This window comes from Collinsella sp. AM20-15AC (genome assembly GCF_003471405.1).
GTDB lineage: Bacteria > Actinomycetota > Coriobacteriia > Coriobacteriales > Coriobacteriaceae > Collinsella.
In genome coordinates, this window is record NZ_QRJA01000035.1 from 1 (window position 1) to 14977 (window position 14977).

Genomic DNA, 14977 nt, shown 5'->3' on the forward strand with positions numbered 1-14977 from the left:
CCACATTAAGTGGCCCCCTTTGCGTGCGGAACTCGCGACAGACCTTTCCCGCGCCTCCGCCTGCCGCCGCCCCTCACCCGTTGCGAGTTGAGTGGGCTGATGAGAAGCTGCGCTCGCCTCGTAGCAGAAGCGTGGCCTGGCATGCGCATCGCGGAAAGCTTGTCCCGGAATTCACGTCCGGAATGGGATGCGGTTTCCGCTTGTGGCCCCGTTGGGAAACCGCATCCCATTCCGATCACAAATTCCGGGTCACATTTTCCGCCAAGGCTTCAACCGGAAACCGTGTCCCATTTCTCAGCCGAATACTGGGATGCATTTTCCGCTGAGTCCCTCAATCGGAAAGTGCATCCCATTCCAAAGGCGAATTCCGGGATGAGCTTTCCGAGACCCCGCCCATCCGGAAAGCCCATCCCGCTCTGAATACATCCGGGCATGGAATATCCGCTTATTAGGCCTTCCATCAATAAAGGGGCGCCCTCCCGGACGGCGGGCACGAAGTTTATCGCGAGTTCCGCACGCAAAGAAGGCAACTTAATGTGGCCTTCGTCTTGCGCAGGACTGTAGAGCAGGGAACTTCGTGCCCGCCGCCCGGGAGGGCGTTGCGTTTAGAAGATGGACCTAGCGCTTATTCCTCCGGGACAAAAGCAGCGCAGCAATAAAAGCGATGATTGCAAGTGTCAGCAACATCAAAAGCAACGTGAGCGTGCTGTCGCCGGTTGCCGCCAAACCAAGCACGCCGGCCCCTTTGCTGCCAGCAGGCCGCACGGGAATCTTCTCGCCATCGTCCTCGGCGGTAATCTCCCAGCGAATTGCCTTGTTTGCGTCGGCAAGCTCGTTGCCTACCGACGTCGGGACACTTAGTTGCAAATTGAGCACCGTGCTGCCATCGCTCGTAAACGTTGCGACCTGCGTGGGATAGGCGAACACGCTGCCCGGCGTTCCCGTCTGGAGCCAACCGGCAGACGCATCGCCCGCCGACGCCGTTAAGGTGATGGGCGACAACATATATGCCGTCTCGTGATCGACGACGGCACGCACAAACACGCACACCTGGGACTTTACGCCCGTGGCGCGAACCTCAATCTGCTGATTGCGCACATCGCCGGGCATCAAATCTTTAAAGGCCGGAAACAGATCGGGCTCCCCCGAGGAGTCCGTCGCTCCCGATACCGTTAGCTGGCGTGCATTTCCGTTATAAGCAATCGTGGGAGTGTCAGCAAACGCACGTGCAGGAACGGCGAGCGCGATAAGGCAGACGATTGCCGCCATCACGCAATGCAAGAAACACGCAACGTCTTTACGAATCGGAGAGGCCATACTTACGCACCTCCATGCGGCGGCACCAGCACGCCATCCTTGACTGCACAGCCCCATGCCTCTGCAGCTGCATCGCCGGGCGTGGATTGAATTGCCTGGGTCGAAATGTCAACGACCAGGTTCTTCCCATCTGCCTTCTGCTCAGTCACGCTCTTGATGAGCACATCGGTTTTGCCCATCGGAGCAACGGGAGACGTCCAGTAGTAGTACCCGTCGGACGCGACAACCCAAGACGAGGCGGTGTTAGAAGCAGATGCCTTGGACACACTGCCCCACGCAATGACGTAGTCGGTGCCGGCAACTGGTTCATCCCACAGGCGCGCGCCATTCTGGTCCTGCCAGTAGATATCCACCGCAACACGCAGGTATGCCGGGGCCGAGCCGTTGTTTGTAATCATGACGTTGCTCTTCACATTGCCATCGAGCTTCTCATCTACCGAGGGCGCCACCGAACCAAAACCAAACTCGTTGGCCAGCACGCCCGTAACCGAAAGCCACGCAAAGGTACCGGCAGCGCCAGCCAACAGGAGAACGCCAACAAGGAGGGCGACGATTTGCTTGCGCTTAGTCATCCTAGTCCTCCTTCTTCAGCGTGCCGTTTTTCCAAACATTCTTGGCACGCGAGCCACCATCGACCCATTTGTCATTCGCGCGCGTGTTGACGCACGTCACCACGGTGTCGCCCGCACTCGAGGCAGACGAGATGATGAGCTCGGCAGATTTGCCGGGCGCCTTGCCCGGCGTACTCAGTTCACCCTCGTAGCGCCATGCCCAAGCCGTGTCTTCCTCGACGGTATAGGTGCCCGCCGGAGCAGCAAATTGCACGCTGCCGACATACCAGACCTCACCGTTTTCGTCGCGCTGCTCGCTAACTTTCACCTCGACCATGCGCGTCTCGGCAGGAGAACCCTCCGACGCCTTTCGCGTTACCTTAAAGCGGAACGTTTGCCCCATTGCGCTGGCGTCGGTAGTCTTTTTAACGATCGTCAGCGCATGATTCTGGGTAAATTTGAACACGGCATTACCGGGACCTTGCTCGCCTTCGCCTGTCTTCTTGGACTCCAGGCGGTTGACCAGGTCGAACGAGCCGCCACCCGAACCCAGACTGTAGAGCGAGACAAACTTGCCGTTCACAGGCTTTTCCGCCGCAGAAACGCCCCCTGCACCAGGGCCGTAGCTTGCCTGCGTTACCGTAACAGTCAGTTGCGTCCCCATAAACGGCTTGGCAAAGCAGACCTTAAACGGCGCATTGTCGGCACTGTCACCGACGGTGTTGGCCGCGGCGGGATCGAGCAGCCACTTAAGCTGCGCGGTCATAGTTACGGGGCTCGCGGGATCAGACGTATCGTTGGCAACCACGCGATACGTCACAGGATACAGGTCCATGTCACCCTTGACTGGCTCGCCCTTGAACTCATCCCAAGACTTTGCAGTGCCATCGGCACCCACATATCGCCACTCCAAGAAGAGCTCGCGCTTATCGCCATTGGCAGCAGCCTGTTCATCGAGCAGCGCGACGATCTTGGAGTGGGCGTCCGGGTCGTACGCCACGGATTTTTGCTCCATCACAGGGTTGCCGCTCTCGTCCATTTTGGGAACATCGACCGTGTAGACAAAGCCAGGCTTACCGTCCTGCGCGCGCTCGTCGCCCGAGTCGACCGTCGCCGTAAAGATGACCGCCCCGTCGACGCTGTGATAGCGCACCTTATACGGCGTGACCTTGTACACCGCGGTATACGTCGCGCCCTTAAAGGGTTCACTACCCTCGAGGGGATACTTATCGTCTTCGGTCAACAGGGTGTATTTGCCATCGGGTTCATAGTCGCGCGACCAGCCGACAAAGTCGTACTTGGTGCCGCCAATGCCGACAACCTCAGCTGTAGCTCTTACTTCCAGCGAAATTTGATCGCCAGAGTCGGTGCGCGAAAGAGAACGCACGGAATCGGGGTTATCCAGATTGGCATCGATATTCGATTGGACAATTACCGCGCTGGCACGGTAGACCGGGTACAGCTCCATGGGGGCGTTAACCACAGTGTTTGTATTCACCATGGGAAGGCCGTCCGACCAAACGACATAACAGTTGCCGGATGCCGGTTTAGTTTCCGTCCAGCCTACGAAGGCATTGTATGCGTTCGTTGCATCATCGATGTCGCCAACGTTATACGTCGGCAGCGGCATGCCATCCTTAAGGCTGCCGAGCGTATTGCCCTCCTGCGCGAGCTTGCCATCGATATCGGTGTCGTTCAGGTGATACACCACCGCAATGGGCGTGTAGTAGGCCACAAACGTATAGGGTTTACCCGGCTCCACGGTATAGGAATAGGTATTGCCGCCTTCGCCCGTCGGATCGAGCTTCTTTACCGTTCCGTCGGGAAGCTCGATCTCGAGCTTCTTAAGCTGATAGGCGCCACCAGTACCGTCGGCATACACCGTCGTCGTAATGTCGGGGCTCACCGTAGCCACCACGTCACCGTTCTGCTGGGGATCAAGTTTGGGCGTAATGTCGAATCGCGGAACATTGATGCCCGGCGTTCCATCAAAGCCCTTGCGGTGCAGGTTGGTGGTGTAGTTAACGTTATACTTTACGTATACGGGATAGGCATCCTGCCACTGGGTAACCTTGGACGCGTCGGTCGCCAAGTATGGCGTCGCTTTCTCCGGGTCACTCGTCACATAGGGGTCGCCAGTAACGTCATAGATATATTTCCAGACGGCAGAATCCTTCTGGACCTCGGCGGTCGAAATCCAGCCCAGGAACTTATAACCAGGCACAGCCATCTCGGCATCGGTCGGAGAGGCTTCGAGTGTCAGATTGGGATTGATGTCGCCCTTCTTTCCGCCCTCGGGCTTGTCGTTTACCGTCTGATTGGTATGGATAAACGGATATTTATAGGTGTAGGTGCTATCGGAGCCCAGCAGCAACGGAGCCTCATAACGTCGCGTGACGCTCTTAACCGAGACATCGTCCTTGCCATAAAAGCTGACGCATGTCGTCACCATGGCGCGCATGTAATACTCCGAATCGATGCCAATCTCGCTCTGAACGGGGTTGCCCACGCAGGTCCAGTATCCGCCTTGGCGCTCGAGGGTCCAGAAATTTAAATGGTATCGCTCGCTCGCCGGCCTAAAGTAAAACTTCAGCGCTCCTGCGACCCACTCGTCATCCAGCGTGCCCGAACCCGGGAAATCCGTATCGGCAATGACGTTTTTCCGGGTATCCGCACCTGTATCGTTTTTGACCGTATGCGAATACGCCTTCAAAGGCGCCACGATGAGTGTCTCTGTCCCAAAGCGCCCCTCATTGCATTCGTCCTTATAGTTTTCCTTCAGTCCGTGATAGACGTGCTCGGGACCCCAGTGCACGATATTCTCTCGCACGTAGCTCGATCCGACCTGCTCGTTAAACGAGGTTTGGTACCCGCTCCACACAGAGCAGAGGAGTCTGGATTCCTTATAGGCTTCGTTCGTCATCGACTTGACGTAATAATCCACGCGATACTCAAAGCGTGCGGTATAGGTATGCGGAACGGCCAGATCGACGCTGGCGGGAAGCTTGTAGCTGGGATCGCGGCTTACGCGCACCTCGACCTCGGGCCCGTCGGCGGCCTGTTTGCTTTCGTACCAGCCCAGAAAGCGGTAGCCAGCAGGAAGTGCGCCGCCCTCGGAAAGGGGCTTGTTGTCCACGCCGCGCACCTGCACCGTATAGACGCTGGTCCCATCCTCGGCGGTATGGACATCGACATGGGTGTTGCCCACGTCGACACGCTGGGTCTTATCGTCAAGCTCATCCTGCTCATGACCCTCGAACACCGTCATGATGTTCGAAACGTAGTCGCTGTATACCGGATAAAAGTCGGTCGGGCCGACAACAGTGATCGCCACATCGGCGGGATAGAACGCGTTTGCGTTTTTAAGCTCGGCGAGCTGGGTCGAGGTAATGGCCGCATAGCCGCCGTTCATCCCAGCCTCGTCACTCGGCTGCGTCGTCCAGCCGATAAAGGTGGCACTGGCAGACAGAGTACCGCGGTCCGCAGGGGCAGCCGGCTTTAAACCGACACCATAGCGATACCAATCCGTCGACTTGTCGTGCGCGGCGCCACTCTTACAATCAAGCGTCTCGCCCTTAACGTTATAGAACAGCACCTGCGCCTCGTACGAAGCGATAAACAGGTCGTTGCCCTTAAAACCGTCGACCCCCTTGGCATTATCGGCGGTATAGGTCGACGTATGCTCGTGTGCCTCGCTCTTCTGGACCTGCTTGCCGGCAGCCACAGCATCGGCATCGGTCTTGCCGTTAAACCAGCTGTTGTCATGATCGATGCGGTTCACTTTAACCCCGGGCTCGCGGAACCAGCCCATAAAACGGTAGCCGCCGTTCTCCTTGGTCAGGCCATCAGGCTTTGCGGAGGTATCCTGCTTAAACGTTACCGATGTATCGCCCTGGGCCAAGCCCTGAGCCGTTCCCGCCAGCACGGCGCTCACGGCAAAGGCATACGGATCCGAGGTCGCCTGATCAATACCGAGTTTGGTTGCCGTAATAGTCGCGGTACCCGCACCGGGAAAATCGATCGTCGCCTTAACGCTTTGGCCATGCACGGGGATATTCAGCTTGTAATCCATCGCCCATTCGTTTGCATGGTCGCCGCCCAGATAATCGTTATTGGCAGTCGAGCGCATGGTGCCGGCACAGAAGTCGTAGTCGTGCTCTTCCCATAGCTCACGCGTGGTATAGCGCTCGTCGTCCCACGGGCCATAGCCGTCGCCCTTGGTGGTACCGTCGCCGCCAAAAGAGGGGATCTTCTTCTTAGCCGCGGTACCCTGGCTGCTGCCGTTTAGGCTCACGCTCGGCTTAAAGTAGCACTCGGTGACCGTGGCGTCGCCCTTGTTGGCGCGCGCAGCAATACCGCCCAGGTTCACGTCGTTTTGGATGATGGGGATCACGGCGATGGGATTGTACTGACGCGAGCTCAAGTCACCCGCAAAATGGCTGCGAACGAGCTCGTTGCCCTCGGCCGTCAGAATACGACCCGCCAGGCCACCCGTCCATGCGCGCGTCACGGAGACAACGCCCACGTACGACGCGGCATAGCTGTAGCACTGCGCCGTCGAGAAGCAGTCGATAATCTTGGCGTTACCCGCCATGCAGCCCACAAAACCCGAGGCATACACGTTGTTGCCGCCCAGAGCGCCAACAGCCACGTCGTACTTATTGGTGACGTCGGTCATGCCATTCGCGGCAATCGAGCCGTCCTTCTTGCGCGTAGGTGTAACGCGGCAGTACTCAATCGTCGAATTTGTAACATAGCCGGCAAACGCCGCCATATACAGACCCTCACCGCCGAGCGCCTGCACGCCCGAGGTCGTATTGTTGACGGCACGGCCGCCACGGACCTCGCAGTTGTAGAGGGTGCAGCCGTCGAGCTCGCCGGCGATGAGACCGCCCTCAAAGCCTGCGTTGGTAATGAGGTTGAGAGCATTGTTGGCGCAGGTCACGTGCAGCGTGCTCTCCATGACCATAACGTTTTCGAAGCGCGTTTTGACGGCCTTGCCCACGATAATGCCACCGCGGAAGTCCGCCCACACGTTGGCGTCCTTGACCAGGAAGTTTTTGATGGTGGCACCGTTGGTCTCGGCAAAAAATCCCGTATCGCGCTCGGGGTCAAAAGCGTCTTTATCGTAGCTCAGGCCCTCAACGGTGTGGTTTTGACCATCGAACACGCCCTTAAACGGATGCTCCTTGTTGCCAAACGACAGATGCTTAACGGTGTGCGAGACAATGGTCTTCATGTCGTCATCATTAAGCACGATATCGTTATCGAGATAAACGCGCCAGCCGGACGTATCGCGCTCACGCGAAAGCGCCACGTACACCAAAAAGTCGTTCGCGTTTTTGATGTGGTATTCGTTTGTGTTCTCGGGCACGTCCTCGGCATGCACCACCGTTGGCAGCGCCATAACGCAGCAAAGGGCAATCGCCGCGACGGCAACTAGCCTGCTAAGCACGCCCCGGTTCATGTTCTTGATCTTCATAGGCTAGTTCGCCTCCGGCCAGCCCGCGACGTCAAGCACGTCGAGGACGGTATCGCTTGCCTGCTGGTTTTTGGCCTGCACGGCCTGAACATCGATATCGAGCCTGAATGAGCCGCCGCGCGCGGCATCGTGGTAGTCGCCCACAAAGCGCAGCGAGTCCATGAGGCTTTCCGTCATGGCACCGGGGTCGAGCGTGCCGCCACGCCCGGCCAATCCGCGGTAGTAGTACCACCCATCGCCGCCATCGATCCACGGGGACCCCTCGCCCGCGTTCACATGAAACGCAACGCTGCCCGAAGCATCCGCGCTCGAACCGTCGGGCGCCACCGACGTCATGCGCAGACGCGCGCGAACGTACTCAGGCTGCGCGCCGACGTTCTCCACGCGCACAATGCGGCTGATGTCAGAACCCCCGGCCTTGGTGTCGGGATAGTCACCGTGCTCGTTGGGATCAAACGGAATCTCCTCGCCCTGCACGTTGAGGGTGTATTCGCAGACTCGTACCTTCACGCTGCCAAACGATAGGACGTTGTTCGCCGGAACCATATCAACGGTAAAAGCCAGCGTGCCGCACAGGCACGCCAGGGCCAACAGCGCCATCGCGGCAAGCGCCAAGGTGCGTTTCTGATTGTCGGAAAGATTGTTGAGCATTACGTTCGCCAGTCGTCGATAAAAAGGGGATCGAGATCCCGGCCCGAAAATGGGGATGGGGAGCGGGCCGGGATCTCGGTGGAGGGGGATTAAGCCTGAGTCTTAGCCCATTCCTTGGCCTGCTTAAGGGCATTCTGCGCGTCAGCATTTTCACCCTGCTCGGTGCCATTCTGGCCCGCGCCAAAGATGTAGGCAGAGACCGTCATCGTGGGAGCCTGTTTCGGGTCAGTAGTAGTCTCGACAACATCGGTGTTGTTCATGGCAGAGGGAATCGTCACGGCAGTGAAAAGCTCATCGGTATAAACGTCCTGCGCTGCTTTGTTGGCTTCGAGCTTTGCAGGCAGGTTCTCTGCGGCAGAGTTCTTGGAGTACATAAACAGACCGCTCACGTACTGGTTGCCAGAGTTGTCAGATTGGTTGGTCTTGACTTGACCCTCAACGGGCTTCCAATTCGTATTTTTGAGCGTAAAGTACGGGGTCTTTTCAAGGCTGGTGCCAGGCTTGACGATGGCATTCTTTACGTAAATGAATACGTATGCATCATCAGAGCCAGCCTTGATGCCGACATTGGGGTTCTTGGCCACAGTGGCGCCAGGAACCATCTTGGAGTTGGCAACCCACTGGGTCTCGAACAGGTAGGCCTTTTCAGTGTTCGGATTATCGGGGTCCGGTTTCTCGGGATCGGTCGGATCAGGCTTGTTTTCCGGGTGGCCAAAGCTACCCACCGTGAACACGTTGTCAATGTGCTCCTGCGCCGTCAGCCATGCATAGGTACCCACACCGGCAGCCAGTACCAACAGCAGCAGGGCGGCAATGATGCCGTAGCGCTTTTTCTTCTTGTTTTCCATCGTTCTCTTCCTTTCGAGAATCGTCTTCCCCGGCAACGGCCCCTACCGCCGCCGACGCTTTTCCCTGCCGCTATGAACGCCGCTCCCTCGCATGCACGCGGGCATGCTTGCCCGCAGGCTCGTCGGGAACCATCCGATCGAGCACTATCGACGCCGTGATCAGCAGCGCCAGAACGGCAACCACAACAAGCAAACCAGGCATCGTCGTGCAATATGCGTTGACGAAGCCCAGGTAAGGGACACAAAAAGAAACAGTGCCGATAACACTCGAAAAAGGCGTCTGCTCGGCATCGTGCATGATGCTTCCGTCTGCATTTTTGTTCGCAATTCCCTGCGTGCCGATCATCTGCGCGGCAGGGTCGATCTCGTACACCTGGTGCGTCACCACGGCGCCGTCCGATCGGTAAAAGGTTGCATTGTCGCCCACGGCAATATCCGTTGGCTCAACCTGGCGGACAAACACCATGGAGCCAACGGGAAGCTCGGGTTCCATAGAGCCCGAAAGCACAGCAAAGGGCGTGTATCCAAATGCGCGAGGCACAAAAGAAACAACGGCAAGGGCTATGACAAGCGCGAACGCCAAGCTACTCAAAAGTGCAATAAATCGTTTGAGTCTACGCGCCGTCAAAGTGATAATTCATCCCCCTTGAGGACCTATTCGACCCATCCAAAGGTCAGCAAGTTTCAACAGGAACCGCAAGGCGCTTGAAAAGTGAGTCCGAAATAAGCCAATTTGGAATCTTTTCGTAATAAAAACATAGCGATGTGCTACACATTTTTCAATGTTTTATCGCTAAATGCTACTTATTTTGGCGTAAGTGGTCATTTATCCCCAAATTAGTCTGTTTTATCCAATACTTATAACTAACCCCCTACGCAACTTCCCCATAGAAGGTTCGATTTTTTGCGGAACTAAAATAATGGTACCCCCCCCCACATTAAAACAAATTGCTGGAAGTGCCATTTATTTTTAACCCTCTTTTTGTAGCTTTATGACAGCCTCATGTAGTTTGCAGCCCACAGCCCTCTGGAAGCCATGTCCCAGAATTCCCGTCCGGAGTGGGATGCGACTTCCGCTTGTGGCCCCGTTGGGAAACCACATCCCACTCCGATCACAAATTCCGGGACGCAGCTTCCGCAACCCCACCCATCCGGAAATCCCATCCCACTCCGCACACATCCGGGCACAGAACAATCAGCTTATTAGGCCTTCCATCAATAAAGGGGCGCCCTCGTGTCACGAAAAAAGCCTCGAGAACTTCGAGGCTTTCACATTTGTATTGTTTTGCACGAAGGACCGCGAACGGCGAAGCTACTCGCCCAGCACGGCCTTCTTTGCGGCTGCGGCCATGTTATCCAGATCCTCCTTGGTGGGGTGATCCTTCGCGGCAACCCAGTTGTCGAGCAGCATCTTAAATCGGGCGTTTTCGGGATCTCGCTCGAGCATGGCCTCGTAGCGCTGCTTGACCGCGGGGCCCATCTTGCCCTGGCACATCGCCCAGCCCGCAAGCTCGGCATCATTAGCCAAGTTAGACGATACGCGGTCGATAATCTGCCTAAAGTACTCCTCGCTGGCGCCAAAACCGCAGGTGCCAAACAGGAAGACGCGCTTGCCGTGCAAGGCGGAAAGCAACGCCGCGACCGAAGGCGTGCACGCGCCCTTGTCGCACCAAAAACCGACGAGCACCGTGTCAGCCGCGCAGGCGCCCTGCGCCTCGAGCGCAACCTGATCTGCATCCGCATCGTCGCTCAACGCCGCGGCATGGACAAACTCAACACCCGCAGCCTGCAGAGCGCGCTTGATCGCGCCCGATACCATCCTGGTATTACCGCTCTTGCTGTTAACCACCAAAGAGCACGTCATAGTCACGTTGCCTCGTTTCCCCCAAAACTAAAGCCACTAATGCAATTTATTAAAAGCATATCTTAGTACTATCGACGCAGATGTAAACCATCTGCCGCTAATCGGCAGCCCCTACTGGGCCCTACTGGGCAAACTGGCTACGATAAAGCTCGGCATAGAAGCCGCCTGCCGCTAGCAGCTCGTCATGCGTGCCGCGCTCGATAATCTCGCCATCGCGCATTACCAGGATGCAGTCGGCGTTGCGAATCGTCGACAGGCGGTGCGCCACCACAAAGCTCGTGCGACCGGCCATGAGCTCGTCAAATGCCGCCTGCACCTGCAGCTCGGTACGGGTATCGATGCTCGAGGTGGCCTCGTCCAGCAGCAGAATCGCCGGATCGGTGAGCATGACGCGCGCGATGCACAACAGCTGCTTTTGGCCTTGGCTAAACGTGCCGCCGTCCTCACCGATGACCGTATCGTAGCCGCCTGGCAGCTGCACGATAAACTTATGCGCATGCGCGCGCTTGGCCGCCTCGATAACCTGCTCGCGCGTGGCATCTGGGCAACCGTAAGCGATGTTGTCCGCCACCGTGCCCTCGAACAGCCAAGTGTCCTGCAGCACCATGCCAAAGGCGCGGCGCAGGCTCGAGCGCGTGTAGTCACGCGAGGAGCGACCATCGACCGCGATGCACCCAGCATCGATATCGTAAAAGCGCAGCAGCAGATTGATGAGCGTCGTCTTGCCACAGCCCGTAGGACCGACCAGGGCAAAGCGCATGCCGGGCTTAGCCTCGATGCAGATGTCCTGCAGCAGCCTGCGGTCGGGCACGTAGCTAAAGTCCACATGCTCAAAGGCGACCTCGCCCTGCGGGGCGGCAAGTTCCACGGCATCTGGCGCATCGGGCTCTTGCTCGCGGGCATCGAGCAGCGCAAACATGCGGCGCGCCGAGGCGTACGCGGTCTGGATCTGCGTGATGACGTTGGTGACCTCGTTGAACGGCTTGGTGTACTGGTTGGCATAGGACAGGAAAATCTGCACGCCGCCCACCGTAAGCGCCGCTGGCACGCCCGTGATCACGCCCACGCAGCCGATCACAGCGACCACGGCATAGATGATGTTATTGATAAAGCGCGTGCCGGGGTTGGAGAGCGAACCCATAAACTGCGCGCGTTCACCTGCTGTATAGAGCTCGGCGTTAAGGGCATCGAAGCGCTGCTGAGCGTGCGGGCCGTAGGCGAAGGCGTCCACCAGCTTTTGCTCACCCACATACTCCTCGATATGACCGCCGAGCTGCCCTTGAATACGCTGCTGAGCCGTAAAGCTTTTGTTGGAGAGCTTGGCGATGGCGCCAGCTGCAAAGATGGAAAGCGGCGTGACGAGCACCACCACGAGTGTCATGGTCAGGTTAATGGAGAGCATAAACGCAAGCGTGCCCACGATGGTGATGACGCCGGTAAAGAGCTGGGTAAAGCCCTGCAGCAGACCGTCGCCCACCTGATCGACGTCGTTGACCACGCGGCTCATAAGGTCGCCGTGGGCATGGCTGTCGACAAAGCCGAGCGGCATGCGGCTGAGCTTGTCGCTCGCCTCCACGCGCATGTCGCGCACCGTCTCGTAGGACAGACGGTTGACGCAGTAGCCCTGCAGCCACTGAAAGGCCGCAGCACCCACCACGACAATCGCGAGCTTGGTGACGAGCGGCAGCAGCGCGTCAAAGTCCACCTGCCCGGCGGCAACGATGAGGTCGATGCCCTCGCCAATGAGGATGGGCGTATAGAGCTGCAAGATCACCGAGATGGCAGCGCTCACAAACGACGCCGTAAACGAAATACGGTGCGGACGGACGTAACCCATCAGGCGGCGGGTCACCGCGCCCACGGGATAGCGCTCAGGGTCGCCGGGCTGGCGCGGACCGTCGCCCAGGTCGTTGAGGTTATCGTTACCGGACACATTGGCCGTCATCGTGGCGACCGAACCGGAAGAAGTGTACGGATTCATTTAGCAGCCCTCCTTTGCGCAAACAGATGCAGGGGCGGTCTGGGCGGACGCGGGCAACGCGCTCCCTTGCTGGCCCTCGAGCTCTTCGCGGCGCAGCTGCGACTGGCAAATCTCGCGATAGAGCTGGCAGGTCGCGTACAGCTCATCGTGCGTGCCCAGGCCCGCGACCGAACCGTGGTCGAGCACGCAGATCATGTCGGCGTCGCGCACGGTCGAAACGCGCTGGCTCACGATGACGGTCGTCAGCGGCAGCCCGCCCTCGGCGGCACCGCGCATGCTGCGCTCGCGAATGGCACGGCGAAGCGCCGCATCAGTCTTAAAGTCGAGCGCCGAGGCGGAGTCATCCATAATCAGGATTTGCGGCGAGCCCACCAGAGCGCGCGCGATGGTCAAGCGCTGGCGTTGGCCACCGCTGAAGTTCTTACCGCCCGCCTCGACCGGGGCATCGAGCCCCTGCGGCTTGTTGCGCACGAACTCGCTGGCCTGCGCCATGTCGAGCGCCGCCCAGAGATCCTCGTCGGTCGCAGCCTCGTCACGCCAGGTCAGGTTGCTGCGGATGGTGCCGCTCACCAGCGACGCTCGCTGCGGGACGGTCGCGACCACGTGGCGCAGCTGGTCGAGCGGCCAGGTGCGCACGTCGGCGCCCATCACGCTCACGCTGCCGGTGCTCGCATCGTACAGGCGCGGGATAAGCGAGACGAGCGTGGACTTGCCGCTACCCGTGCCGCCGATGATGCCGAGCGTTTTGCCCAACGGCAGCTCCAGGGTCACGTCATTGACGGCGTTGGCGGCGCCTGCGCCAAACGAAAAACTCGCATGGCTCAAGCTCAGCGCGGAAATGGGAGTGGCACCACTTGTCAGCTCGCTCGGCTCGGGCAGTGCGACCGGCTCGTTGCCCTCGTCGGTGATGCTCGGCACGCAATTGAGCACCTCGTTGATACGCGACGCGCTGGCGCTCGCCTTGGTAAAGACCACGACTAGGTTGGCAACGTACACGATGGAGGTCAGGGTCTGCGTCATGTAGTTGACGAACGCCATGACCTGACCCTGCGTAAGCTCGCCCACGTTGACCTGGATGCCGCCCACCCACAGGATGGCGCACACGCCCAGGTTCATCACGAGAAACGTGACGGGGTTGAGAATCGACGAGAGCTTACCCACCGCGATGGCAGTATTGGCCTGGTCATCGGCGGCTTGGGCAAAGCGCTCGCGCTCATGGTCCTCGCGCACAAAGGCGCGAACCACGCGGGCACCCGAAAGGCCCTCGCGGCAGATAAGCGCGATGCGGTCGAGCTTTGCCTGCAGCTGCTTGTAGTACGGGATGCAGCGCGCCATGACAAACCAAAACACCAAGCCGATGGCGGGCGTGCAAATCAAAAAGATCATGCCGAGCTTAAGGTCGATGGCAAGGGCCGCGACCATGGAGCCCACCGCCAAGAAGGGCCAGCGGATGAGCATGCGTACGCCCAGCGCCACAGCGAGCTGCACCTGGTTAACGTCGTTGGTGATGCGGGTGATGAGCGACGGCGTGCCGAAGCGATCGAGCTCGGCATAGCTCAGTTTGTTGATGTGCTGGTAGAGCGCACCACGGATATCGGTGCCCATGCCCTGCGAGGTGAGCGCCGCCATCTTTTGGCAGACGAGCGTAAACGAGATGCCGATCACAGCCATGGCGCCAAGTACCATGCCGTAGTGGATAACGGCGTTCACATCGTGCGCGCCAATGCCGCGGTCGATCATCTGCGCGATGACCAGCGGCGTAAGCAGGTCAAAGATCACTTCGATCAACTTGCACACAGGGCCAATCACCATATATCGGCGAAACTTGCCACCAAAACGCCTGAGCAGCTCAATCATAAAAAGGCGCTCCCTATCATCATTCACACTCAATTCGAATCATGATAGTACGGTGAGCCCAAAAGAAGCGTAAACAACTCGTCATTTCTAATGGGGTTCGGTTTCCAAAGAAGCGGAGAGGTCGCGCGCGCCCGGTCAGCGGCGTGCCAATCGCTTGGTATACTTACAGTAGTGCTACCAGCCGAGTCGCCAACCCTTGAAATGAGGTGCCGAGATGAACGACATTCTCGCAAGAAGAGCAAGACGAGCAACTATGAGCATCGCCCTTTCCGCGGCACTTGTCGCGGGAATCGCCCCCCCCGTAACGGCGATTGCGGCAGAAACCAGTTCCCCCACCGGTGCAGTTGCCTTGCAGTCGGAAGATGCGGCCGCCGCAAAAGAAAAGGCTCTGTTAGACCAAGGTTGACACGATCGGCTGTTCGTCGA

General features: G+C 58.5%; 10 protein-coding genes. 1 reads left to right on the forward strand and 9 read right to left on the reverse strand.

Translation table 11 applies throughout. The annotated features are described in order from the left end of the window. Positions 1–618: 618 nt before the first annotated feature. The 9 genes from DW233_RS09300 to DW233_RS09340 all read right to left on the reverse strand — a co-directional run bounded on the left by DW233_RS09300 (position 619) and on the right by DW233_RS09340 (position 14551). Positions 619–1317 (reverse strand): hypothetical protein, encoded by a 699-nt coding sequence (locus tag DW233_RS09300; protein WP_118267904.1) that lies wholly within the window; start codon positions 1315–1317, stop codon positions 619–621. A 2-nt stretch (positions 1318–1319) separates the two neighbouring features. After that, positions 1320–1889, reverse strand: a complete 570-nt coding sequence (locus DW233_RS09305) for a hypothetical protein (protein ID WP_118267906.1) — start codon at positions 1887–1889, stop codon at positions 1320–1322. Between the two features lies 1 nt (position 1890). Next, a complete protein-coding gene (locus DW233_RS09310; RefSeq protein ID WP_118267907.1) occupies positions 1891–7350 on the reverse strand; it encodes a hypothetical protein in 5460 nt (1819 codons plus the stop codon). A gap of 3 nt (positions 7351–7353) precedes the next feature. Beyond that, positions 7354–8001, reverse strand: a complete 648-nt coding sequence (locus DW233_RS09315) for a hypothetical protein (RefSeq protein ID WP_118267909.1) — start codon at positions 7999–8001, stop codon at positions 7354–7356. Between the two features lie 89 nt (positions 8002–8090). Further along, entirely contained in the window at positions 8091–8849 is a 759-nt protein-coding gene (locus DW233_RS09320) for a SipW-dependent-type signal peptide-containing protein (RefSeq protein ID WP_118267911.1), read from the reverse strand. 70 nt (positions 8850–8919) lie between these two features. Beyond that, a complete protein-coding gene (locus tag DW233_RS09325) occupies positions 8920–9477 on the reverse strand; it encodes a signal peptidase I (protein ID WP_370448061.1) in 558 nt (185 codons plus the stop codon). A 684-nt stretch (positions 9478–10161) separates the two neighbouring features. Continuing rightward, positions 10162–10713 carry a flavodoxin family protein BilS gene (gene bilS, locus DW233_RS09330; protein WP_118267915.1) on the reverse strand — a complete coding sequence of 184 codons (552 nt, stop codon included), beginning with the start codon at positions 10711–10713 and terminating at the stop codon, positions 10162–10164. A 121-nt stretch (positions 10714–10834) separates the two neighbouring features. Further along, entirely contained in the window at positions 10835–12694 is a 1860-nt protein-coding gene (locus DW233_RS09335; protein WP_118267917.1) for an ABC transporter ATP-binding protein, read from the reverse strand. Then, a complete protein-coding gene (locus DW233_RS09340; protein ID WP_118267918.1) occupies positions 12695–14551 on the reverse strand; it encodes an ABC transporter ATP-binding protein in 1857 nt (618 codons plus the stop codon). A 214-nt stretch (positions 14552–14765) separates the two neighbouring features. Here DW233_RS09340 and DW233_RS10195 point away from each other — a divergent pair, with 214 nt between their 5' ends. Next, on the forward strand, positions 14766–14957 hold the full coding sequence (locus DW233_RS10195) for a hypothetical protein (RefSeq protein ID WP_147357154.1): 192 nt from the start codon (positions 14766–14768) through the stop codon (positions 14955–14957). The last annotated feature ends 20 nt before the right edge of the window (positions 14958–14977 follow it).

Bases quoted from the DNA above. Each gene is read 5' to 3' on its own strand.
- DW233_RS09300 (WP_118267904.1), bottom strand. From the start codon at position 1,317: ATGGCCTCTCCGATTCGTAAAGACGTTGCGTGTTTCTTGCATTGCGTG.
- DW233_RS09305 (WP_118267906.1), bottom strand. From the start codon at position 1,889: ATGACTAAGCGCAAGCAAATCGTCGCCCTCCTTGTTGGCGTTCTCCTG.
- DW233_RS09310 (WP_118267907.1), bottom strand. From the start codon at position 7,350: ATGAAGATCAAGAACATGAACCGGGGCGTGCTTAGCAGGCTAGTTGCC.
- DW233_RS09315 (WP_118267909.1), bottom strand. From the start codon at position 8,001: ATGCTCAACAATCTTTCCGACAATCAGAAACGCACCTTGGCGCTTGCC.
- DW233_RS09320 (WP_118267911.1), bottom strand. From the start codon at position 8,849: ATGGAAAACAAGAAGAAAAAGCGCTACGGCATCATTGCCGCCCTGCTG.
- bilS (WP_118267915.1), bottom strand. From the start codon at position 10,713: ATGACGTGCTCTTTGGTGGTTAACAGCAAGAGCGGTAATACCAGGATG.
- DW233_RS09335 (WP_118267917.1), bottom strand. From the start codon at position 12,694: ATGAATCCGTACACTTCTTCCGGTTCGGTCGCCACGATGACGGCCAAT.
- DW233_RS09340 (WP_118267918.1), bottom strand. From the start codon at position 14,551: ATGATTGAGCTGCTCAGGCGTTTTGGTGGCAAGTTTCGCCGATATATG.
- DW233_RS10195 (WP_147357154.1), top strand. From the start codon at position 14,766: ATGAACGACATTCTCGCAAGAAGAGCAAGACGAGCAACTATGAGCATC.